Annotated in this window: 21 protein-coding genes; 14 read left to right on the top strand and 7 right to left on the bottom strand. The window is 48.1% G+C overall.

The features are described 5' to 3' along the window. Positions 1-80: 80 nt before the first annotated feature. Positions 81-1,214 carry a S1 family peptidase gene (locus ACYVI9_RS13435; RefSeq protein ID WP_460765214.1) on the bottom strand — a complete coding sequence of 378 codons (1,134 nt, stop codon included), beginning with the start codon at positions 1,212-1,214 and terminating at the stop codon, positions 81-83. Further along, positions 1,214-1,792, bottom strand: coding sequence for an RNA polymerase sigma factor (locus ACYVI9_RS13430; protein ID WP_460765212.1), 579 nt, complete (start codon positions 1,790-1,792; stop codon positions 1,214-1,216). Before ACYVI9_RS13430 ends, ACYVI9_RS13435 begins: the two co-directional genes overlap by 1 nt. A 213-nt stretch (positions 1,793-2,005) precedes the next feature. Between ACYVI9_RS13430 and ACYVI9_RS13425 the strand changes: the two genes are divergently transcribed. The 3 genes from ACYVI9_RS13425 (at position 2,006) to ACYVI9_RS13415 (ending at position 5,337) form a co-directional block, all read left to right on the top strand. Then, positions 2,006-2,197 (top strand): hypothetical protein, encoded by a 192-nt coding sequence (locus tag ACYVI9_RS13425; RefSeq protein ID WP_460765210.1) that lies wholly within the window; start codon positions 2,006-2,008, stop codon positions 2,195-2,197. Between the two features lie 200 nt (positions 2,198-2,397). Then, positions 2,398-4,047 (top strand): DEAD/DEAH box helicase, encoded by a 1,650-nt coding sequence (locus tag ACYVI9_RS13420; RefSeq protein WP_460765208.1) that lies wholly within the window; start codon positions 2,398-2,400, stop codon positions 4,045-4,047. 135 nt (positions 4,048-4,182) lie between these two features. Continuing rightward, positions 4,183-5,337 carry an acyl-CoA dehydrogenase gene (locus ACYVI9_RS13415; protein ID WP_460765206.1) on the top strand — a complete coding sequence of 385 codons (1,155 nt, stop codon included), beginning with the start codon at positions 4,183-4,185 and terminating at the stop codon, positions 5,335-5,337. 38 nt (positions 5,338-5,375) lie between these two features. On the opposite strand, the gene ACYVI9_RS13410 is transcribed toward ACYVI9_RS13415, so the two are convergent. After that, entirely contained in the window at positions 5,376-5,837 is a 462-nt protein-coding gene (locus ACYVI9_RS13410; protein WP_460765204.1) for a hotdog fold thioesterase, read from the bottom strand. A gap of 135 nt (positions 5,838-5,972) precedes the next feature. Here ACYVI9_RS13410 and ACYVI9_RS13405 point away from each other — a divergent pair, with 135 nt between their 5' ends. The 4 genes from ACYVI9_RS13405 to ACYVI9_RS13390 all read left to right on the top strand — a co-directional run bounded on the left by ACYVI9_RS13405 (position 5,973) and on the right by ACYVI9_RS13390 (position 9,378). Further along, entirely contained in the window at positions 5,973-6,617 is a 645-nt protein-coding gene (locus tag ACYVI9_RS13405; protein WP_460765202.1) for an HAD family hydrolase, read from the top strand. Positions 6,618-6,695: 78 nt separating this feature from the next. Beyond that, entirely contained in the window at positions 6,696-8,291 is a 1,596-nt protein-coding gene (locus ACYVI9_RS13400; RefSeq protein WP_460765200.1) for a M60 family metallopeptidase, read from the top strand. A 68-nt stretch (positions 8,292-8,359) separates the two neighbouring features. Beyond that, positions 8,360-9,037, top strand: coding sequence for a YggS family pyridoxal phosphate-dependent enzyme (locus ACYVI9_RS13395; protein WP_460765198.1), 678 nt, complete (start codon positions 8,360-8,362; stop codon positions 9,035-9,037). 35 nt (positions 9,038-9,072) lie between these two features. Then, positions 9,073-9,378, top strand: a complete 306-nt coding sequence (locus ACYVI9_RS13390; RefSeq protein ID WP_460765196.1) for an MmcQ/YjbR family DNA-binding protein — start codon at positions 9,073-9,075, stop codon at positions 9,376-9,378. 97 nt (positions 9,379-9,475) lie between these two features. Here ACYVI9_RS13390 and ACYVI9_RS13385 read toward each other — a convergent pair whose 3' ends face one another. Beyond that, on the bottom strand, positions 9,476-9,889 hold the full coding sequence (locus ACYVI9_RS13385) for an OsmC family protein (protein WP_460765194.1): 414 nt from the start codon (positions 9,887-9,889) through the stop codon (positions 9,476-9,478). Positions 9,890-10,045: 156 nt separating this feature from the next. On the opposite strand from ACYVI9_RS13385, the gene ACYVI9_RS13380 reads away from it, so the two are divergent. The 5 genes from ACYVI9_RS13380 (at position 10,046) to lipA (ending at position 15,101) form a co-directional block, all read left to right on the top strand. After that, on the top strand, positions 10,046-11,182 hold the full coding sequence (locus ACYVI9_RS13380) for a DmpA family aminopeptidase (RefSeq protein WP_460765192.1): 1,137 nt from the start codon (positions 10,046-10,048) through the stop codon (positions 11,180-11,182). Beyond that, a complete protein-coding gene (locus ACYVI9_RS13375; RefSeq protein ID WP_460765190.1) occupies positions 11,179-12,024 on the top strand; it encodes an aminotransferase class IV in 846 nt (281 codons plus the stop codon). The genes ACYVI9_RS13380 and ACYVI9_RS13375 overlap by 4 nt, the downstream gene beginning before the upstream one ends. A gap of 28 nt (positions 12,025-12,052) precedes the next feature. Continuing rightward, positions 12,053-12,553, top strand: coding sequence for a gluconokinase (locus tag ACYVI9_RS13370; protein WP_460765188.1), 501 nt, complete (start codon positions 12,053-12,055; stop codon positions 12,551-12,553). Positions 12,554-12,562: 9 nt separating this feature from the next. After that, a complete protein-coding gene (locus ACYVI9_RS13365; RefSeq protein ID WP_460765186.1) occupies positions 12,563-13,882 on the top strand; it encodes a gluconate:H+ symporter in 1,320 nt (439 codons plus the stop codon). A 295-nt stretch (positions 13,883-14,177) separates the two neighbouring features. Beyond that, entirely contained in the window at positions 14,178-15,101 is a 924-nt protein-coding gene (lipA, locus tag ACYVI9_RS13360; RefSeq protein ID WP_460765184.1) for a lipoyl synthase, read from the top strand. 93 nt (positions 15,102-15,194) lie between these two features. Here lipA and ACYVI9_RS13355 read toward each other — a convergent pair whose 3' ends face one another. The 3 genes from ACYVI9_RS13355 to ACYVI9_RS13345 are packed head-to-tail and all read right to left on the bottom strand — an operon-like array spanning position 15,195 to position 18,702. Beyond that, positions 15,195-15,992, bottom strand: coding sequence for an N-acetylmuramoyl-L-alanine amidase (locus ACYVI9_RS13355; protein WP_460765182.1), 798 nt, complete (start codon positions 15,990-15,992; stop codon positions 15,195-15,197). Positions 15,993-16,042: 50 nt separating this feature from the next. Further along, a complete protein-coding gene (locus ACYVI9_RS13350) occupies positions 16,043-17,011 on the bottom strand; it encodes an ROK family protein (RefSeq protein WP_460765180.1) in 969 nt (322 codons plus the stop codon). 53 nt (positions 17,012-17,064) lie between these two features. Next, the gene (locus ACYVI9_RS13345) at positions 17,065-18,702 is read right to left on the bottom strand and encodes an MFS transporter (protein ID WP_460765178.1); all 1,638 of its coding nucleotides are present in this window, start codon (positions 18,700-18,702) and stop codon (positions 17,065-17,067) included. A 135-nt stretch (positions 18,703-18,837) separates the two neighbouring features. On the opposite strand from ACYVI9_RS13345, the gene ACYVI9_RS13340 reads away from it, so the two are divergent. Continuing rightward, the gene (locus ACYVI9_RS13340) at positions 18,838-20,259 is read left to right on the top strand and encodes a glycogen synthase (RefSeq protein WP_460765176.1); all 1,422 of its coding nucleotides are present in this window, start codon (positions 18,838-18,840) and stop codon (positions 20,257-20,259) included. A 101-nt stretch (positions 20,260-20,360) separates the two neighbouring features. After that, positions 20,361-21,641: a glucose-1-phosphate adenylyltransferase gene (locus tag ACYVI9_RS13335; RefSeq protein ID WP_460765174.1), complete on the top strand. Its 1,281-nt coding sequence runs from the start codon at positions 20,361-20,363 to the stop codon at positions 21,639-21,641. Positions 21,642-21,791: the final 150 nt, after the last annotated feature.

Below are 21,791 nucleotides of genomic sequence, written 5' to 3'. Positions count from 1 at the left end.
GATAACCTGAAAGTATACAGAAATAACAAAGGCCGCAAACATATTTGTTGCGGCCTTTGTCTATTGTTATACGGTGGTCTTTAATTCACTTTAACCATATAGATATAATCTTCTATTTTGTTGGTCTGTTGCGAGCGTTTCATTCCATACAGACTGCTTTTGGTATTCAGTTTGATGGTTTTAAGGGTTGAATCTGTATTATCGCGGTCTTTCAGTTCGTCCAGTGCCTTGAAAATATTTCTCGACTGGATGGCAAAAGCAAAGCCTTCCACATCTTTCTGCCTTCCGTTCAATATTCCCAATACCTCTCCGTTATGATTCATAATCGGACTACCGCTATTACCACGGTTGGCCGTCATGTCGATCTGAAAACTCATTGTATCGCCCCGGTAACCGGTCTTGGAACTCAGATAACCTTCATTATAGACAATGTCTTCTCTTGGATAACCCAGGGTAAACAGTTGTTCTGCCAGTTCAGGGTTCTTTTTGGTAAAACTATAGGGCAGGGAAGGCAGGCTTTTGAAGTCCTTATCCGTAATCTTCACAATGGCGATATCGGTCAGGGGATTGCTGTAAACTACTTTGGCCAGGAATTCTTTTCCTGCCACATTCTGTACCGCTACATTCTGGGCATTTTCAATGACATGACTATTGGTTACCAGATAACCCTTGCCATCGATCAGGAATCCGGTTCCGCTATTGGTATATGGAATTTCCGGGATGTTTTTGGCCGTACTGCTCTGTTTAAGTTTATGAATTTCCTGATCCTGCATTTTTGATTTCAGGGCCAGGTTATTGATATCGTTTTTCAGGATTTCAAATTGGGTATGGTTGGTTGACTTATTGGAAAGCGATCGCACCATGCCGGTGAGGATCAGGGTAGTAATACCAGCGATAGAAGCAGCGATAATCGCCGTTTTTCTGTACCGGTGGTATAAATGACGCAATTTTCCGCCCCTGGTTTTTTCTGCATCTATTTTACCCTGTGCAGATAGCTCCTTATGAATTTCATTCAGCGAGCGCTGGAATTTTTCCCATTGATTAAAGCGGTTCAGTTTCTGCAGAAACAGGGTATGCTCGACAACCAACTGGTCCACATCACTATCAGACCTTCTGAGGTTTTCGAAGTGCAGGCGTTCATCAGGGTTCATCTCACCCATTATATACCGTTCCACGGCTTCTAACAGGGTAATGTTACTGTGCTGCTCATTCATCACTTGTCGTTTTTTTTATATTGAGAAAAGAATATTTTTTTTAATCGAACCAGGCACTTGTATTTCTGGGTCTTCGCATTTTCCGAATTGGTATAACCAAACGTTTCGGCGATCTCCTGCATGCTGTTTTCTTTGAAGTAAAATGCTTCCAGCAGACTTTTGCAGGGTTCTCCCAGACTACTGATCGCTGCATGCATCATTTCAAATTCAGCGTCTTTTTGCTCATGGTCCTGGAGGTCATCATCCACTATGACCCTGTTCTCGTTGGTATCATCAAAATCCAGCACCTGTCTGCCATGCTGATTCAACTTTTTCAGCCACAACCTTCGGGCCACAGCATATAGAAAAGTGCTAATCTGGCAATTCAGCTGGAAATTACCGGACCGCGCCTTTTCATAAAGTACCATCATCGTTTCCTGAAAGATATCTTTCGCATCTTCGATCGTCCCACTGTTATTTACAATCAAAGCCTGAATCAGGTTGTAATTCTGACTATAAATCAATGCTGCCGATTTCTTATCGTTGCGGGCTAATCCTTTCAGTAATCCTAGTTCCTGTTCTAAAGTAGAATCTTTCAAGCGTAAGTATGTTTTAATACGAATTTTTAAAAATAGTAACCCTTTCGCAGCCAGAAAAAAAAATATACAAGGGTTACTTTTTTTTAACTATTGTATATAAGAGTGAAAACAGCTAAAAAACCGGTGTATCTCCCCGAATCCTGCCGGGTTTTGCAGGCCTGTCAGTTCAGGCCAATACCTGCAGAAGATTTGTAAATAGACAATAAGTTTACGATGAAAATACTGTTTATATTACTGTTAATCAGTTCTTTATGTTTTTTATCCTGCGGCGATCCGGCTGTTGAAAACCGCCTCGAAAATACGGATTCAGCGGCCGCATTTAAGGCAGCACCGGCAGACAGTCTATCAGGTACTGCTCCGGCTGCGGCCGAAGATACGGTAGCAGGAGATACAGCGGTGCATTAAGGATTTTTGTTCGGCAAGCAATATAGAGGAAGCCATCCTGTTCGCGGGATGGTTTTTTTTCGTTCAGGCACCGGATGAGCGACCCCAGACGGAGGATTCGCTGTAAAAAATTGTTTATCAACAGAATAACTTTTCCTGGGGCCTTCGCAACAACTAAAAAATGTAAACTATCAACATTATACTACCTTTGCACCCGTTTTATGACAACATTTGAATCTTTAGGAATTGAAGAAGGGCTGCTTCAATCATTGCAGACTATCGGTTTTGAGACCCCCACACCCATACAGGAAAAAGCCATACCGGTTTTATTACAGGGCACAAAGGATTTTGTGGGCCTGGCGCAGACAGGTACCGGCAAAACCGCCGCTTTCGGCCTGCCTCTGTTACAATTGATCGATAAAAGTCAACGCAGTCCGCAGGCCCTGGTGATCTGTCCGACCCGGGAACTATGCCTGCAAATCACTTCAGATATTGAGAAATTTTCAGGAAAGCAGAAAGTTCAGGTAACTGCGGTTTACGGCGGGACTTCTATTTCGCTACAAATCCGGGAACTGAAAAGAGGTACACATATAGTGGTTGCCACACCCGGCAGACTGATTGATCTGATTGAACGCAAGGCGATTCATTTGGAAGACATTAATTACGTGGTGCTGGATGAAGCGGATGAGATGCTCAATATGGGATTTAAAGACGATATTGAGTTTATCCTGAAAGAAACGGTAAACCGGCACAGTATGTGGCTGTTTAGTGCCACGATGCCCCCGGAAATCCGACATGTAAGCAAACGCTATATGGACCAGCCGGTTGAAATTGCCGTTGGTAAAGTCAATACGGCCAATGCGAATATCGACCACCAATACTATGTAACCCAGCATATCAACCGCTATGAAACCCTGAAACGAATCATCGATTTTAATCCGGGAATTTATGGGATCATATTTACCCGGACCAAGGCGGATGCCCAGCATGTTACGGAATTGCTGGTGCGTGAAGGCTACGATATTGAAGCCCTCCACGGGGATCTGACCCAGGCCCAACGGGATAAGGTAATGGGGCGTTTCCGGGAAAAATCCTTGCAGCTGTTGATTGCTACTGATGTGGCTGCCCGGGGTATCGATGTGAAGGGGATCACACATGTCATTCATTATGAATTGCCGGATGATACCGAAGTCTATACCCACCGCAGTGGCCGAACCGGTCGGGCGGGCAGAAGTGGTATATCGGTTTCCATTGTAACACCCCGCGAGTCGTATCGGCTCCGCCAGGTAGAGAAACTGGTGAATTCCCGGTTTGCTAAAATGGACATTCCTGCCGGTAAAGATGTATGCCGCAAACAGTTTTTCTATTTTATTGATAAATTACTGAGCGCGGATATCAGCAGTCATGAGTATGAGGCCTACCTGCCGGTGCTGGAAGAGAAATTTGCCGAAGTAACCAAGGAAGAAATCCTGCAAAGGGTTGCCGCATTGGAATTTGACCGGTTTTTAAAATATTATGAGAATGCACCTGATCTGAATGCCCGCAATGACCGCGGTCGGGAAGACCGGGGGGCCAGACAGGACGGATTTAGCAGAAAGCGCAGTGGAAAAAACAATGGCTATCAGCGGCTTTTTGTGAATCTGGGCACCAAAGATGGATTTTATAAAGCCAACTTCCTGCAGTTCATACTGGATATGAGTGGTCTGCAAAAGGATGTGCTGGGTAATATCGACATGAAAGAAATGAACAGCTGGATTGAAATTGAACCCACCGCAGGCAAAAAAATGATTAAAGCCATCGACGGCAAAAATTACCGTGGTCGAAGAATCCGTATGAACGATGCGGCTACCGGCGGTGGTAGAAGAAAATAAGCGATGAGGCGGTGCAACCGCTCATTATTTGGATATTGTTTAAAATCGGGGTCTCAGGACCCCGATTTCTGTTTTGAAATGCAGCGGATTTGGTAAATGCCTCAAATACTCTAAATTTATCGAAAACTATGCTATATGGACTTTGCTTTTACTGAAGAACAACTCATGATTCAGCAGGCGGCCAGGGATTTCGCAAAACAGGAATGTCTGCCCGGCGTCATTGAGCGAGATGAAAAACAACAATTTCCCAAAGAGCTGGTGTCAAAAATTGCTGATCTGGGTTTTATGGGTATGATGGTGCGGCCTGAATACGGCGGTGCCGGTCTCGATACAGTCAGTTATGTACTGGCAATGGAGGAAATTTCGAAAATCGATGCCAGCCTGAGTGTTTGTATGAGTGTAAACAACAGCCTGGTTTGTTATGGGCTCCAGGAATTCGGAACGGACGCACAAAAAGAAAAATACCTGGTTCCACTGGCGCAGGGTAAAAAAGATGGGGAACTGTATATCGGTGCTTTTATGTTGAGTGAACCTGAAGCAGGTAGCGATGCTACTTCGCAGCGGACAACGGCTGAAGACAAGGGTGATTACTACCTCCTAAACGGTACTAAAAACTGGATCACCAATGGTGGTTCGGCCTCGGTTTATCTGGTAATGGCCCAGACCGACCCCGCAAAAGGCACCAGGGGCATCAATTGTTTCATAGTCGAAAAGGATTGGCCTGGTGTAACCGTGGCGGCCAAAGAGAATAAACTGGGCATTCGGGGCAGCGACACCCATACTGTGATGTTCAATGATGTGAAAGTACCCCGGGAAAACCGGATTGGTGAGGACGGCTTTGGATTCCGTTTTGCCATGAAAACCCTGGATGGCGGCCGTATCGGTATTGCTTCGCAGGCCTTGGGCATTGCCAGTGGTGCTTATGAGCTGGCCAGAGATTACGCCAAGACCCGAAAAGCTTTTGGTACGGAGATCATGAACCATCAGGTAATCGCCTTTAAGCTGGCCGATATGGCGACACGTATTGAAGCCGCGCGGCTATTGGTCCTGAAAGCCGCCTGGCAAAAGGACAATCATCTGGAATATGGACATTGTTCTGCGATGGCCAAAGTGACGGCCTCAGAAACCGCGATGTGGGTAACCGTTGAAGCGGTACAGATTCATGGCGGATATGGATATGTGAAGGAGTATCATGTAGAACGCCTGATGCGCGATGCAAAAATTACCCAAATTTATGAAGGTACCAGTGAGGTGCAGCGCATCGTAATCAGCAGGAATATATTAAAGTAAAACCTACCAGATCAAATTGGGTAAAGCAATCAAAGATTTCAGGTTGTTGGTGCAAGCTCTTTTTTAAGCACAGCAACGGTCAGCCGGCTGATACAGATTAATTTTCGGTCGTCGTCGTAAAGGCGGATATCCCAGACATGACTGCTTCTACCCAGGTGAAGCGGCTCACAAACTGCCCGAACCTGTCCCGACCGGACCGCTTTGAGGTGATTGGCATTAATCTCCATACCTACGACAATGTATTTTTCGGGATCAATGACGAGGCTGCTGGCAAAGGAGCCGATCGTTTCTGCAAGGGCTACAGAAGCGCCTCCATGCAAAATACCATAGGGCTGTCGGGTTTTCTCGTTCACCGGCATGGTGGCTTCCAGGCTGTTTTCGGTAATAGCTGTAAACCGGATTTCGAGATGGGTATGCATGTCCACTACAGGTGCATCGTTCAAACGGTTCAGTTCGTATTTTTTAAACCAGATCATTTTTGTATTCTTTGAAGTTTGCATCAAATCTATTCACCTGATTAAGATACAACAATAATTTCGGGCTAAGCCGCTATTTTTGTGACCTCAAATTTTTTTCAAGGGCCGCAGCAACTGTAACAGTTGACTGAATCCAGTCCCGCACCTAATACTACCTCCATGCGCTACAAAGCTTTTTTGTTTGATATGAACGGCACGATGATCGATGATATGCAATATCATATTCATGCATGGCATGGTATATTAAATGAACTGGGCGCCGGTATATCTCTGGAAACGACCAAAGAACATTGCTACGGAAAAAACGATGAGCTGTTGGAAAGAATTTTTCCGGCCCGGTTCACTCCCGCAGAGAAGCAGGCCATGGGAATGGAAAAGGAGCGGCAGTATCAGATTCATTTTCGGCCCCATCTTCGACTGCTCCCTGGCCTGGATCGTTTTCTGCAAAACGCCGACGGGCAGGGGATAAAAATGGCCATCGGCTCTGCCGCCATTATGTTTAATATTGATTTTGTGCTGGATGGACTGGGCGTACGTGACTATTTTGAAGCCATAGTTAGCGCCGATGATGTTGTTCATAGCAAGCCCGATCCGGAAACCTTTTTAAAATGTGCGACTTTGCTGGGGGTGGATCCCGGAGATTGTCTGGTATTTGAAGATGCCCCCAAAGGTGTAGATGCCGCCGGAAATGCGGGCATGGATGTTATGGTCCTGACGACCATGCACGAAACGCATGAATTTCGTCAGTCAAATATCATCGGTTTCGAAAAAGATTTTAGCCATATGTCCCGGCTGCTGGACTGAGTTTTTGTACAATCGTTTGCGCATCAAATCCCAATACTTAGTTCTTATCTTACTGGTTCAAAGCAACTAAAATCAGCTATGACAGTAAAAAAACTATTTCTTTTAGGAGCGGCCCTGAGTGTATTGTGCAGCGCCTATAGCCAGACTGCAAAAGAATTGCGGTCGCTTTACCGGGACCTGATGGTATTTGAAAATCCAATGGCCACTTCCCTGAGAAAAGGTATTCGAAAAGCGGATATAGAAAAAATGCAGGATCCGTCTCTGAAAGCGCTGGCCCAGGCCCAATTACTGAAAAAATATAATTCCTCATATCGTCTGGCTGAATATAAAGCCTGGCGCACACCAACGACCTTGGGCCAGGAGCTGATGATTGGGGATGGTTATAGTAAGTTTGAAGGAATTACCGGCATCTATCTTCCCGAAGGGGTACATATTATCCTGGTGGATGGGGTCGTCGCAGGGCAGGAGGTAGGCCTGGTCGTTCCCAACTGGGAACGGCATGCACCAGAAGGAATAGAACCGACCAAGGATCCCGCCGGTTGGGGCATCCACCGTCAGCGTTTCCCATTACGTAACGGTATCAACCGCATCGAACTTAAAGGGTTTGGCGGGCTGGCTTATGTGGACTACTATGCTGACGAGCCACAGAAAGCGCCGCCGGTGCAGGTGCATTTTACCGATGGCAAAGTAAACGGCTACTTTGACGCTGCCAGGCATACGAATGAAGACTGGAACCGACTGATTGATCAGGCAGTGTATCCGGTTATCGACGCAAGGGGACGCCATATTCAAATTGCCTACCCTGCGGCTGCCTGTAAAAAATATGCATATGGTCGTGGCCTGGAGCTCATTGCGAACTATGATTCCCTGGTATACCGGCAGCACCGTCTGCTGGGACTGATTAAATATAATAAAGTACCAGAGAATCATATCCTGGCCCGGGTCAATTATAATTATTATATGTTCCGTGACGGGGACGGCGTCGCTTATATGGGTACGGATCCCGGCAATGCCATGGCCCTGGTTGTGGATCCTGACCGGGTCATCAAAGGGGATCCCTGCTGGGGTTTCAGCCATGAAGTGGGACATGTCCACCAATTGCGACCTTACCTGAATTGGGGCGGACTGGGCGAAGTGAGCAATAATATTTTTTCATTGTACGGGACCCAGTCATTTGGTAACAAAAGCCGGATCAGTGAGCAGAAAAATTATCAGAAAGCCCGTGATAGTATTATTGCCAGAAAAATCTGCTACCTGCAGGATAAAGATGTTTTTAACCGTCTGGTACCATTCTGGCAATTACAGTTGTATTTTACCGGTCCCGGAAATTATCCGGATTTTTATCCGGATTTATTCGAAGCTTTCCGTCAAGAGGGCAAGCGTCAGGCGGCTTCCCGTGGTGGCAGACGCGGCCGCGGGGGCTGGGGTGACCGGGGCAATAATCCAGCCCCTTACCAGCTCAATTTTGTAAAGACCGCCTGCCAGGTGAGTAAGACAGACCTTACCCGGTTTTTTGAGCAATACGGGTTTTTCTATGTAGGAAGTTTTACGATGGAAGATTACGGAAATTATCAATACGAAATGACAGAAGAAATGGTGGCGGCCTGCAAGGCCGAAATCAAAGCCATGAACCTGCCGCCACCCCGAACAGACCTTACTTTACTGGAGGACTGACAGCCTCCGGTCGGGGGCCGACAAGTATTTTGACTGGCAGATCGGTGGAGAACTTTATTTTTGCAGTTATGTCAGTCAATACATCCGCTTACCACCAGTTACAGGAAACCCTGACGCCCAAGCAGGTAACCCTGGTGGCTGTATCCAAGTTGAAACCCCCGGCAGCGATACAGGAGCTGTATGACCTGGGCCAGCGTGATTTTGGTGAAAATTATGTGCAGGAACTACTGGATAAACATGGAAAGTTACCCAATGATATCCGCTGGCATTTTATCGGCCATCTGCAGCGCAACAAGGTCAGGTTTATCGCGCCATTTGTACATATGATACATGGTGTCGATAGTTACAATCTGCTGCGGGAAATCAACAAGCAGGCTATAAAACAGCAACGTGTCATCGATTGTCTGTTGCAGGTTCATATCGCAACTGAGGAAACGAAATTTGGTCTGGATAAGGCCGAACTTACGGACCTGATAGGGGGACTCGGTGAACTGGCGATGGTCCGGGTGTGCGGGTTGATGGGTATGGCCAGTTTCTCAGAAGACCAGGGATTGGTGCGCCGTGAATTCCGGCAACTGAAATCATGTTTTGAGCAATTAAAAAATTACGAGATTCCCAATCTGCAACCCAGCGTGCTTTCCATGGGTATGAGCGGAGATTATGAGCTGGCAATGGAGGAAGGTAGTAATCTGGTACGCATTGGCAGCATGTTATTTGGTGCCAGAAACCAGAAGATACAACACTAAACCAACAGGCATGGCCTGTATAAAATGTAAACCTCATGAGCCCATCTGTATTTAAACAACAGGCATTGTCGTTGCCCGAAGTTCAGGCCCATCCACATTTTGAAAGACTCGCATTTAAAGTGCCGGGCAGAAAAATCTTTACCACATTGCTGGAAGGAAATGCGACGGCTAATATTGTCCTGCTGCCTGAAGACCAGCTATTTTTCTGTAATGCCGACCCGGCGCATATTCGTCCGGTGCCTAACAAATGGGGAGCCAGGGGCTGGACCTGCTTTGACCTGGTAAATGTGGAAGAAGGGCTGGTAAGATCTGCCCTTCTCCTGGCCTATGAAGCTTCTTAGTCGTTCTTATTTGAGTGATACGGTTCCAACTTATAGCCGCTGTAAGCTGCTCTGGCGAATGAATAGGTTCGATCCTGAAAACGCCATAAGCCAGGGATCAGGCCCAGGCGCCCCAATCAATAGTAAGCACAATGTCCGGATGCAGACTTTTGGCCACCGGACAGGTCAGCCCCGTATTTTTAAGAATGGTGATCGTTTTGGCCTCCAACTGCTGTAGGGAGGCAGGAATATGAAACTGAAGGTCAATGCCGCTGACGCGCCGCGGATCAGTAGCCATGTTTTTTAGTACTTCCACCTGAATACCTTCCAGATCAAAATCCATGGTCCGGGCTTTGATGCCCATGACCGTCAGCATGCAGGCCGCCAGACTGGTAGCCAGCAGATCGGTGGGCGAGAAACGTTCTCCTTTGCCGTTGTTATCTGTTGGCGCGTCGGTTTCAAAAGCCGCGCCACTCCTCAGGTGTGTGCAGGTGGTTCTTAATGCACCGTCATATTGTACAGTCGAAGTCATATGATATATTTTTTCTAAAGATAAGCAGGCGCCGGCATCTTTCATGGACCCCGTATATTGAAAGCCTGAAAATTTCATTGCCGCCAGATCGATAAGGATGAAGGTCTGAATCATCAGAACACCGGGCTTCTGATATATTTTGTTATTTTCACAGCTATGTACTTAAAGTCTATCCGCCTTCTGCTTGCCACATTCTTATGTACGGGGTGGTTTTACGGTGGCGCCCAGTCGACGGCGCCTGTCAGGATTGGTGTACTGGAATCTGGTCCCCTCAACAGTATCACTGATGTACCGGATGTACTGGTGGGACAGAAAACGCTCATTCAGGATCGTACCGTCAGAACCGGTGTAACAGTAATAAAGCCTCATTCCGGTAACCTGTTTCAACAGAAAGTGCCGGCGGCGATCTATGTAGGCAATGGTTTTGGCAAACTGGCCGGTATTACACAGGTGCAGGAACTGGGCAATCTGGAAAGTCCGGTCATCCTTACCAATACCTTAAATGTCGCAGCTGCTATCGACGGCGGCATCAGTTATACCCTGCGTCAACAAGGCAATGAGCAGGTCCGGAGTGTCAATATTGTGGTAGGAGAGACCAATGATGGATATCTGAATGATATTCGTGGCCGGCATGTAACGGTCCCTGATGTGCTTGAAGCCATAGCTGCGGCCCACAGCGGACCGGTTCAACAGGGGAATGTCGGTGCTGGTACCGGGACGATATGTTTTGGATTTAAGGGTGGCATTGGAACCGCTTCCAGGAAGCTTCCGGCGGACTTGAAAGGATATACGGTCGGCGTACTGGTCCAGACCAATTTCGGTGGCGTACTTCAGGTGGACGGCGTACCAGTAGGCGAGGTATTGGGCACCTATTATCTGAAAGACCAGTTGAATCATACACCGGACGGCAGCTGTATGGTGGTGGTGGCAACCGATGCGCCACTGGACGCCCGCAACCTGGAAAGGCTGGCCAAAAGGGCCTTCATGGGCATTGCCAAAACCGGTGGGATCGCCAGCAATGGCAGTGGAGACTATGTGATTGCCTTTTCCAATAGTCCCTTGGTTCGAATCCCGGCAGACGTACCCGCAAAGGAATTGCTCCGTTCTGAGACCGTAGCTAATGATGATATGTCGCCGCTGTTTATGGCCGCCATAGAAGCAACAGAGGAAGCCATTATTAATTCCCTGTTCGCCGCCCGGACCATGGAAGGCCGTGACGGACACAAAGTGGAGGCACTGCCCAGGGAACAGGTAATCGAAATTTTAAAAAAATACAATAGGTATCAACCATGAAATGGATTTTCGTGAACCAGGAGTTTTACCCGGCGGATCGGGCTTTTATCGGTACCGGTGATCTGGCCCTGCAGCGAGGATATGCTGCCTTCGATTATTTTCGAACCGTAGACCATCAACCGCTTTTCCTGGAAGATTATCTGGACCGGTTTTTCAATTCTGCTGCGGCCATGTACCTTCAAATGCCGCTAACTAAGGAAGCACTCAGGACTGCCATTGAAACTTTAATCCATAAAAATCAACTCCCTGAATCTGGTATCCGGATGATCCTGACAGGGGGCTATGCACCCGATCATTACACGCCGGTGCGGGGCAACCTGATCCTGGAGCAGTCCCCCCTGGTATTGCCCGACGCGTCAAAATTCAATAAAGGAGTGAAAATTATGACGCATGATTATTGCCGGGACCTGCCTGGCGTAAAGTCCGTCAACTACCTGATGGGTATCTGGCTGCAGCATCAGCTGCGAGAACGCGGACTCGATGATGTATTGTATTATCATCAGGACCGGATCACAGAGTTTCCGAGGGCGAATGTTTTTATTATTACTACGGAGGGTAAGTTGGTAACACCGGCCCGGGATGTGTTGGAAGGCATTACCCGAAAAAAATTGCTGGAACTGGCATCAGGAATCATGCCCGTAGAACAACGCGATATCAGCCGGGAAGAGTTGTTACAGGCAAAGGAGGTCTTTATGACTTCTACCACGAAGCGCTTGCTGCCAGTGGTAGCCATTGATGGGATTCAGATCGGCGACGGCCTGGCGGGCACGCAGACCCGCCTGTTGAAGGAAGCTTTCCTGCGAGTTGAGCAGCAGGAACTGACACAATTTTCTCCAGACTAGTAACCGTTGATAGAATCATTGCATTCTTATGAAAGCTTGTATTATTATAATGGGCGTTTCCGGAGCAGGGAAAACAACGATTGGTAAAATGGTGGCAGCCGCCGCCCACTTTAGTTTTATCGATGGTGATGAATTACATCCTGAAGCCAATATCCGGAAAATGCAGGCCTCGAAACCCCTTGATGACCAGGATCGGCAGGAATGGTTTCGGCGGATAATTGAACGGATCAATATTATGCAGCAGGAAACAGGCGTGGTGCTGGCCTGCTCCGCATTGAAGAAAAGTTACCGGGATCTTTTAAGAATGGGGATCGCTTCTCTCCGGTTTGTTTATCTTCAGGGAGATTATGAAACGATTCAGCGGCAACTGGCCGCAAGAAAAAGCCATTTTATGCCCGCTGATCTATTGCGGAGTCAGTTCCAGACACTGGAACCGCCTACAGCGGCGGAACCGGATGTGCACTGTGTTGTGATTCAATCGGACGCCCAGACTACCGGCGCAGCTGTGATCCGGGCCCTGAACCTTTAAAATATTGCCATGAACCCTGTTGTTGTGCTCGTTATCGGTATCCTGCTGTTGCTGCTGCTCATCGGCTGGGTAAAAATCAATGCTTTTACCTCACTGATCCTTACCGCTTTATTTATCGGCTGGGCCGGCGGGATGGAGAATGCTGTACTCCTGGGAGCTATCTCTAAAGGCGCCGGCGATATAATGGGTTCAGTAATTGCCGTGCTGGGTTTTGGCGTCATGCTGGGCAGTCTGCTCACCGAAACCGGAGCGACCCGGCAGATCAGTGACTGGCTCTTACGGATATTTGGCGCCCGCCGTGCAAAAATTGCCATTGCCGCTACCAGTTTCTGCGTGGGCCTGGCTTTATTTTACAACGCAGGTTTCGTTGTCCTCATACCGCTTGTTTACACGGTCGCACGCCAAACGGGTTTACCATTGACCTATCTGGCGATTTCCATGGCTGCCCCACTTTCTGTGACGCATGGATTCCTGCCGCCCCATCCGGGCCCTACGGTGATCGCGGGTATATTTCAGGCGGATATCGGACTGACACTGCTCTATGGTCTTCTGGTGGCCGTTCCGGTTTTAATCCTGGCTGCTGTGCTGTTTCCGGAATGGATAAAAAAAGTGCAAGCCCGGCCGCCTGCAGGGCTGTTCAATGACGCACCGGTCGCAACGGCCCGCCCGCCGCGGTTCCTTGTCAGTCTGCTGATTGCTCTCTCACCGGTTTTGATGCTCGCAACCGCTACGTTAATACTTCAACTGGGTCAGCCCTCAGGAACCAGCAGACAATTGCTGGTCTTTATCAGTGATCCGGCGATGTCGCTATTGATCGCCCTTGTCCTGGCCCTGCTTTTTCTGGGACTGCCCAGCGGTGTAAAAATCAGCGAGTTGATGAACCGATGTGGTCTGGCCATCAATGCGATTGCATCCATCGTTTTTATCACTGCCGCCGGAGGCGCCCTTAAACAGGTACTCATCGCCAGTGGTACCGGAGAAGCCATCACACTTTTTTTTACCGGGAGCGGACTACCGCCACTGCTGTTAGGCTGGCTGATCGCCACGATTCTGAGAATTGCCATCGGCTCTGCTACGGTTGCGGGATTGACTGCAGCCGGCATTGTGCAGCCGCTGGTGGCCAGCCTGCATGTCCGACCTGAGCTCATGGTTCTGTCCATAGGTGCCGGTTCGCTGATGTGTTCTCATGTCAATGATACCGGTTTCTGGATGTTTAAAGAATACCTGGGCCTCTCCCTGAAAGATACTTTCCGAACCTGGACCCTGATGGAATCCGTGATTGGCCTGGCGGGGCTGATCGGTGTTTTGTTGCTCAACAGCCTGCTCTGAAGGCACATGATGCACGGAGATGGCTACCGTTGCGGAACGTATCCATGCCGGGAACCGGCGATGTATAACTGACCGGGCCTGGTTTCACTGAAAACCTGATAGCTGATTGAAGGCATCCGGCCGCACCGGTCATTGGATGAGGGGTAATTAACCATCCTATGATACTGAGAAAAGGTTCTTGAACAATTGATCAGGGCCTTTTGTTAACCTTAAGCCCTGCGCAGCCACCAGCAGCCATCTGACTGCTGCGTCGAAACACGGTGGTGCGCATTTTAAAAAGCATTATTTTCGCAGCATGACGGAATTACCAGTTACTACCAAAGTGAAGAAACCGGATTGGTTACGTGTGAAACTGCCGATTGGTCAGGAATACAAGCATGTACGTAATCTGGTGGATACCCATAAATTACATACGATCTGTGAAAGTGGCAACTGCCCCAATATGGGGGAGTGCTGGGGCGCCGGTACGGCGACTTTTATGATTCTGGGCAATATCTGTACCCGCAGCTGTGGTTTTTGTGCCGTAGCGACAGGAAGACCTACCGAACTGGACTGGGATGAGCCCCAGCGGGTAGCCGAAGCGATTCACTTAATGAAGGTGAAACATGCCGTAATTACTTCCGTGGACCGGGACGAACTCAAAGACGGGGGCTCTACGATCTGGCACAATACCATTAAAGCAGTCAAGGCGCTGAACCCTGGCACCACACTGGAAACACTGATACCGGATTTTAAAGGCAAAACCGATGATATTCAACGGGTCATGGATGCAGCGCCCGAAGTGGTCTCCCATAATATAGAGACCGTGGAAAGGCTGACCCGACAGGTACGGATCCAGGCCAAATACTGGCGCAGCATGGAAGTGATCCGGACTTTGAAACAGGGCGGTATGCGGACCAAGAGCGGCATTATGCTGGGACTGGGTGAGACCCGGGAGGAAGTTGTACAGACCCTGAGGGACCTCCGGGATAATGGTTGTGATGTTGTGACGATCGGTCAGTACCTGCAACCCACCCAAAAGCATTTACCGGTGCAGCGCTTTGTACATCCCGATGAATTTGCATATTACCGTCATGCCGGCTACGAAATGGGGCTGGATTATGTGGAAAGTGGCCCCCTGGTACGTTCCTCCTACCATAGTGAAAGACATGTACTGGAAGGGCTGGGCAGAAAAGAGTGGCTGGAACAGCAGGCAATGGAAACCTATACACCTGCCTGAGCAGCCACCATCGCCCGGTTACCTTAGACATTTCGATTTAGATCCGCCGTACCGGCAATTTTTCAATGTAGGTGGCGCGGGTCAATCCTTCACCTATTTATATTTTTCGAGCAGGCTGCTGATGATCCGGTCATCGGTTGCCGTCAGTACCCTTGTCGTATCGGAGGGATTGAAATGGATCTTATAGGACTGAATCGCATCGGCGGGGCGGGCGGTATTATAGCCGATGGTGCGAAGGGCCATCAACCCGTCAAAGTCTGGTTTTACCGCAACGGCAGTTGTGTCATACCAATACCCGAAGCCTGCATCTGCCAGGCGCTTCCAGGGGAAAAAGCGACTGGGATCTACCTTACGTCCCGGCGCGATATCTGCATGACCGAGAAAGTTGGATTCCGGAATTTTATAGGTAGTCTTTAGATTATTCAGTAATACCAGCAGGCTGTTTATCTGGGCTTCGGTAAAAGGCTCATGGCCGTTATTGTCGATTTCGATACCGATACTGCTGCTGTTCAGGTCGGTCAGGGTGCCCCAACGGCTGACGCCGCCATGATGGGCCCGCAGCAGGTCATTGAGCATATGATAGACGGTGCCGGACCGGCAAATGACATAATGCGCACTTACTTCGCGGCTTCCTTTTCTGGTAAATGTTCGCAGGGTTTCCTCACAGCTGTTCTGGGCGGTATGATGGATGATGACAAAATTAGGCCGCCGCATGGTAAAATTGGTCGTGCCGACAAATTGCATTCCTGAATCCCGGAGGGGGTATTGCCGGAGCAGTTCACTATATGCTTTTGCCTGTTTTTTATAGACTTTATCTGCCGTAGCATAGGGTTTGGGACTACAGGCCATTACACCTGAGACCAAGAGCAGAAAAACAATTGCCTGTTTCATCTTAATGGGTTTTAAATTTAAAATGAATCCTCAACCCGGATCAACCCTGTTCAATTCTCCCAGACCAGGGCGCTGGCACCCAGGATCGCAGCATCCGCTTCCCGGAGCTCACTGAATACCAGTTTGACCTTATTCTGGAAAATCGGCAGCAGGTTTTTTTCCATATGTTCCTTGGTAGGCTGCATGATGAAATCACCGGCTTTAATGACACCGCCAAATAGTATGATGGCTTCCGGAGAAGAAAACATGATAAAATTAGCCAGGGCTTCCCCCAGAATCTGTCCGGTATAGCGAAATACTTCCAAAGCCGTGGAATCCCCTTTCCGGGCCATTTCGAATACCGATTTGGAGTCCAGGGCTTCTTCAGGAATCTGGTTCAGCAGGGAATCAGGATATTCCGCGCGGAGTTTTTTGGCGGTGATGGTTATGCCGGTTGCAGAGCAATAGGATTCCAGGGACCCGTGGGCTCCGGTGCTCCAATGGGTACGTCCGCCAGGGCGTACGATAATATGTCCCAGTTCGCCGGCGAAGCCGTCATGGCCGTAAATTACCTGGCCGTTACTCACAATGCCGCTGCCGACACCGGTACCCAGGGTGATCATTATAAAATCCCGCATGCCTCTTGCGGCTCCGTACATCATTTCGCCCACCGCAGCAGCATTCGCATCATTGGTCAGGGTACAGGGGACACCGAATTTATCACTAATCAGTTTGGCAATGGGTATAATGCCTTTCCAGTGGAGATTAGGCGCGTATTCAATGGTACCGGTATAATAGTTGCCATTCGGAGCGCCGACGCCGATACCGATCAATCGATGGGTCTTCTGGTATTGGTCGAGCAGGGGCTTCAGCGCTTTATGCAGCGCGTTGATGAATTGTTTCATGGTCGGGTAATCATCGGTCTTGATCTCCCCCTTGTCGAGAATTTCTCCGCGGTGATTTACCAGTCCGTATTTGGTATTGGTGCCGCCGATGTCAATACCTATCACCATCTCGTTTGAAAGGTCATATACCCCCATGTTCTTAATTTGATATATTGAAAATAAAATGCATTTACTGTAGTTTTTGGTCGCTAGTGACCGCCGCCACTCACTGGATTGTCAAAATCAATTCCCTGACTCTTCAACGCTTTTTGGCTGTTGATGGTATGCCAGGCGATATAAGCAAAACAAATAAGTGGCACAATATACGACATATGCGTCCAGGGACCCGTTGTTACGCCGTTAACTTCTGTACCCAGGTCCAGATCAATCAGGGCGCCCTGTGCCGGTGGGATGATCGCCCCTCCCAGGATCATCATGATCAGGAAGGCGGAACCCTGACTGGCATATTTGCCGGTACCGGCGATGGCCAGAGAGAAGATACCCGGCCACATGACCGAACAGCAGAGCCCGCAGGCAATCAGGCAATAATTGGCCAGCATGCCGGTATTGAACAGGGAAACCAGTACAAAACCAACGGCCATTACCGCAACGGTTAATAATAATTTGACGGGTTTTTCCTGCGCATACAGATTGGCACCAACCAGGAACAAAAGGAAGATCGGATAGTACTTGAAATCACTGATAGGATTGCCTTTCAGGAAATTGGCCAGACAAATGATGCCGAAAGCGATAAATGGCATCAGGATCACCAAAATCCTTTTTGCAGATTTGCTGATATTAAAAACACTAACGGCACCAGTCCAGCGACCGATCATCAGACTGCCCCAGTAAAGGGCGATCAGATGAGAATTATGTTCTTCGTTAAATCCGCCAAACTCGCGGCGCAGCAGCAGGGCGCCGAAATTATTATCGATGGTGACTTCCACACCCACATATACGAATATTGCAATCATGCCCAGCACCAATTGGGGATACTGCATCGCACCCCAGCCTGTTTTGTCTTTTTTTGCCAGGCGCATACTGCTGAACAGCAGGCCGAGGATGATAATCAATGAGCCATAAATTACCGCGGATTTGGGAATACCGGTGGATTCCCGGATAGCGTCAGCAAATAAAATAGGCAGGAAGACGATACCAATGATCAGCAGTACCCGCAGTGCTTTGGGACTTTTCTCCAGTTTCTCGTCGCTGGTGACTTTGGGCAGTTTGGAAAAAGCAAATATGATAGCCGCCAGCGTAAACAGTCCTGCCAGTACAAAATACACGGTTTCGATATTGCCGAGTGTTGCTTCGGTCTGACTGGTAACACTTCCAAATAACATAAAACTTACCGCTAGGGGGCCCAGCAGGGTACCGAAGGAGTTGACACCCCCGGCCATATTGAGCCGGTGGGAACCCGTTTCAGGAGAACCCAGCGCAATGGCAAAGGGATTGGCCGCCGTTTGCTGCAGGGAAAAGCCCAGTGCAATGACAAAAAAAGCAACCAGAATCAAACCAAATGTCGGATTGGCGGAAGTACTGATCAGCGCCAGTGCCACGGCACCCACCACAGAAATCAACAGGCCATAAATAATACCTTTCTTGTAACCGATCTTATTGAGGATGTCCACACCACTGAGGTAGGAGAAAAGGTATAAAAGAAGCGATCCATAAAAATAAGCACCATAAAAAGCAGATCCGATCAGTTGCGACTGTAATTGATCCAGGTGGAAAAACTTCTTACAGAAAGGAATAAAGATGCTGTTACTTGCGGCTACAAAGCCCCAAAAAAAGAACACTATTATTAGTGTTCCGAACTGCGACCACTTCGTGGTTTGTGTATTCATGTCAATCGTTTTAGTAAAATATTATGCGGGTAAATGTAAAAAGATCTGCTGTAAATAAAAAGTTTTAAATAGATCGGGTGGTTTTGTCGCTATTAGCAAAATTATCCTACTTTTAAGCTAACCAAGTAATTACGCATGGAAATAATTCACGTATCAGCAGAGTGTTATCCGATGGCTAAAGCCGGCGGACTGGGCGACGTGGTGGGAGCGCTGCCAAAATACCAGAATGAACTGGGGCATACCGCAAAAGTGGTGATGCCAATGTACCGTACGAAGTTCCTATACGATAATGAATGGGAGCTGGTTCATGAGGGAGGACAGTCACTGGGTAATAACTGGTTTAAATACAGTATTATCCGGGAGAAGACCAATAAACTCGGTTTTGATTTGTACCTGGTGGACATCAATGGAATGCTGGACCGGGAGAAAATTTACGGTTATGATGATGATACAGAAAGATTTATTGCTTTTCAGCTGGCTGTCTGCGACTGGATCAGTCACTGGGTGGACAAACCCGATCTGATACATTGTCACGATCATCAGGCGGGTTTTATTCCTTTTTTGTGTCGGCATGCCTATGTGTTCCGCTATCAATTGGGAAATGTACCGACCATATTTACCATTCACAACGGCGAGTATCAGGGCCAGTTTGGCTGGGATAAATATTATCTTATTCCAGCTTACGATACCTGGAACTGGGGGTATCTGGATTGGAATCACCTGATTAATCCGATGGCTTCTGCTGTCAAATGTGCCTGGAAAGTAACGACCGTGAGTCCCAATTATATGGAAGAACTGCGCCATTCGGCAGCGGGACTGGAAGCGCTTTTCGAGTATGAAAAAGGTAAATGCAGCGGTATTATAAACGGAATCGATACCGGGGTCTGGGATCCCGCAACAGACCCGTTCCTTATCAAAAATTATACAGCGGCCCATGTCAAAACAGGCAAGGCCAGGAACAAGACGGAACTTATCAAACAGTTTGGGCTGGATCCTAAAAAGCCCCTGATCTGCTTTATCGGCCGACTGGTGGATGAGAAAGCCGCTGATCTGTTGCCCGAAGCCATTAGTCAGTCCGTATATCAGCATGGCGGCAAAGCCTCCTTTCTGGTACTGGGGTCTGGTAATCCTTATGTGGAAGCCGCACTGGCGGAAATGAACCGTACCCTGCGGGGCTATGTCAACAGTTATATCGGTTACAGTGAACCGCTGAGTCACCAGATATATGCCGGTGCCGATTTTTTGCTGATGCCCAGCCGTGTTGAGCCCTGTGGCCTGAATCAGATGTATGCCCTGAGGTACGGCACCATCCCCATTGTCAGAAGCATCGGCGGGTTGAAGGACACCGTACTGGATTATGGTGAACCGGGTGGTTTTGGTATCACGATGGAACAATCCAGCATCGGAGATATTGTATATTCGGTACAGAGGGCCATCGAATTATATGAGGAGAAACCGGAACGGTACAACGAGATTGTGCAGCAGATAATGGGCATTGATCATAGCTGGAACCAATCAGCGAAAAAATATATTGAGTTATATCAAACAGTGTTGTAGATTTATGCCTGAAAATATCAACCTTGAAATTATGTAAGCCGGAACGAAGTTTTTGCCATTAAAAGCTACCGGAAATTTTATTATATTTTTAAAATAATGTTATGAGTTTTTCCCAGGAAGTTATTGCGATGATTTTAGGCGGTGGGGCAGGAACGAGATTGGCTCCTTTAACCAGCAGCCGATCCAAACCGGCGGTTCCGATTGCGGGTAAGTACCGGTTGGTGGATATACCAATTTCCAACTGTATTAATTCAGACATTAACCGGATGTTTGTACTGACCCAGTTTAATTCGGCATCACTCAACCGGCATATCAAGAATACCTACAGTTTTAGCGTATTCAGTACTGCTTTTGTCGATATTCTGGCAGCGGAACAAACACCGGATAACCCGGCCTGGTATCAGGGTACGGCAGATGCCGTCCGACAGTGCCTGCGGCATCTTTCGGCTTTTCCCAGTGAATATGTGCTGATACTTTCGGGAGATCAGCTCTACCAGATGGACTTTAATAAGATGCTGGATAATCACAAACAGACCGGTGCTGATATTTCTATTGCCACCATTCCGGTAGGAGATCGGGAAGCGCCGGAGTTTGGCATCCTCAAAGCGGATGAAAACAGTATGATCAGTTCCTTTGTTGAAAAGCCCGCTAAAGAACTGCTCGCCGACTGGGTCAGTGATACCGGGGCGGTAATGCAGCAAAAAGGCCGCAATTATCTGGCGTCCATGGGCATCTATATATTTAACCGGCAACTGCTGCTTGATCTGTTGTTAAAGATTCATCCTGAAGCAACTGATTTTGGTAAAGAAATTATCCCGGCATCCATAGAAACCTATAAAGTCGCCAGTTATCAGTACGATGGTTACTGGACCGATATCGGAAATATTTATTCTTTCTTTGAGGCCAATCTGGAACTCACAGCCGACATTCCGGAGTTCAACCTTTTTGACAATACCAAGGCTATCTACAGCCGACCGAGAATGTTGCCACCCGCCAAGATCAGCGGAACGACACTGGAAAAAACGGTCATCGCGGATGGCTGTATCATTAATGCTTCCAGGATCGAGCACAGTGTGATTGGTATCCGGTCCAGAATCGGCTATGGTTCCACCGTAGTCAGTTGTTATATCATGGGTAGCGATTATTATGAAACGATTGACGATATCTCCAATGACCAGAGTCGGGGGCTGCCGCCCATCGGTATCGGAAAACGCTGTTACCTGCGCAACTGTATCATAGATAAAAATTGCCGTATCGGCGACGATGTCCGGCTCAACGGGGGCCCACACCTGGAAAATTCTGATACGGATTTATATACGATTAAAGAGGGGATTATCGTTACCAAGAAAGGCGCTGTATTTCCTAACGGTTTTGTGGTATAAGCGCAGTATAGGCGCACCGGAGGTTCAATAAGTACTCCGGCAGCCGGTTCCTTACTGCAGTATTTGCTGACCTATTAAGGCCTGCCATTGCCAGTAAAGAAAATTAATGTGTATTAAATACATATTACTATATTTGTAACCGGTTAACTG

Source organism: Niabella terrae, assembly GCF_054783135.1.
Note: the sequence above shows the minus strand (reverse complement) of the source record. Positions and strands in the feature narration are given on the sequence as shown.

What these genes read in the sequence shown, in the direction of transcription:
- ACYVI9_RS13435 (WP_460765214.1), bottom strand. Translation starts at nt 1,214, where the DNA reads ATGAATGAGCAGCACAGTAACATTACCCTGTTAGAAGCCGTGGAACGG.
- ACYVI9_RS13425 (WP_460765210.1), top strand. Translation starts at nt 2,006, where the DNA reads ATGAAAATACTGTTTATATTACTGTTAATCAGTTCTTTATGTTTTTTA.
- ACYVI9_RS13420 (WP_460765208.1), top strand. Translation starts at nt 2,398, where the DNA reads ATGACAACATTTGAATCTTTAGGAATTGAAGAAGGGCTGCTTCAATCA.
- ACYVI9_RS13415 (WP_460765206.1), top strand. Translation starts at nt 4,183, where the DNA reads ATGGACTTTGCTTTTACTGAAGAACAACTCATGATTCAGCAGGCGGCC.
- ACYVI9_RS13410 (WP_460765204.1), bottom strand. Translation starts at nt 5,837, where the DNA reads ATGCAAACTTCAAAGAATACAAAAATGATCTGGTTTAAAAAATACGAA.
- ACYVI9_RS13405 (WP_460765202.1), top strand. Translation starts at nt 5,973, where the DNA reads ATGCGCTACAAAGCTTTTTTGTTTGATATGAACGGCACGATGATCGAT.
- ACYVI9_RS13400 (WP_460765200.1), top strand. Translation starts at nt 6,696, where the DNA reads ATGACAGTAAAAAAACTATTTCTTTTAGGAGCGGCCCTGAGTGTATTG.
- ACYVI9_RS13395 (WP_460765198.1), top strand. Translation starts at nt 8,360, where the DNA reads ATGTCAGTCAATACATCCGCTTACCACCAGTTACAGGAAACCCTGACG.
- ACYVI9_RS13390 (WP_460765196.1), top strand. Translation starts at nt 9,073, where the DNA reads ATGAGCCCATCTGTATTTAAACAACAGGCATTGTCGTTGCCCGAAGTT.
- ACYVI9_RS13385 (WP_460765194.1), bottom strand. Translation starts at nt 9,889, where the DNA reads ATGACTTCGACTGTACAATATGACGGTGCATTAAGAACCACCTGCACA.
- ACYVI9_RS13380 (WP_460765192.1), top strand. Translation starts at nt 10,046, where the DNA reads ATGTACTTAAAGTCTATCCGCCTTCTGCTTGCCACATTCTTATGTACG.
- ACYVI9_RS13375 (WP_460765190.1), top strand. Translation starts at nt 11,179, where the DNA reads ATGAAATGGATTTTCGTGAACCAGGAGTTTTACCCGGCGGATCGGGCT.
- ACYVI9_RS13370 (WP_460765188.1), top strand. Translation starts at nt 12,053, where the DNA reads ATGAAAGCTTGTATTATTATAATGGGCGTTTCCGGAGCAGGGAAAACA.
- ACYVI9_RS13365 (WP_460765186.1), top strand. Translation starts at nt 12,563, where the DNA reads ATGAACCCTGTTGTTGTGCTCGTTATCGGTATCCTGCTGTTGCTGCTG.
- lipA (WP_460765184.1), top strand. Translation starts at nt 14,178, where the DNA reads ATGACGGAATTACCAGTTACTACCAAAGTGAAGAAACCGGATTGGTTA.
- ACYVI9_RS13355 (WP_460765182.1), bottom strand. Translation starts at nt 15,992, where the DNA reads ATGAAACAGGCAATTGTTTTTCTGCTCTTGGTCTCAGGTGTAATGGCC.
- ACYVI9_RS13350 (WP_460765180.1), bottom strand. Translation starts at nt 17,011, where the DNA reads ATGGGGGTATATGACCTTTCAAACGAGATGGTGATAGGTATTGACATC.
- ACYVI9_RS13345 (WP_460765178.1), bottom strand. Translation starts at nt 18,702, where the DNA reads ATGAATACACAAACCACGAAGTGGTCGCAGTTCGGAACACTAATAATA.
- ACYVI9_RS13340 (WP_460765176.1), top strand. Translation starts at nt 18,838, where the DNA reads ATGGAAATAATTCACGTATCAGCAGAGTGTTATCCGATGGCTAAAGCC.
- ACYVI9_RS13335 (WP_460765174.1), top strand. Translation starts at nt 20,361, where the DNA reads ATGAGTTTTTCCCAGGAAGTTATTGCGATGATTTTAGGCGGTGGGGCA.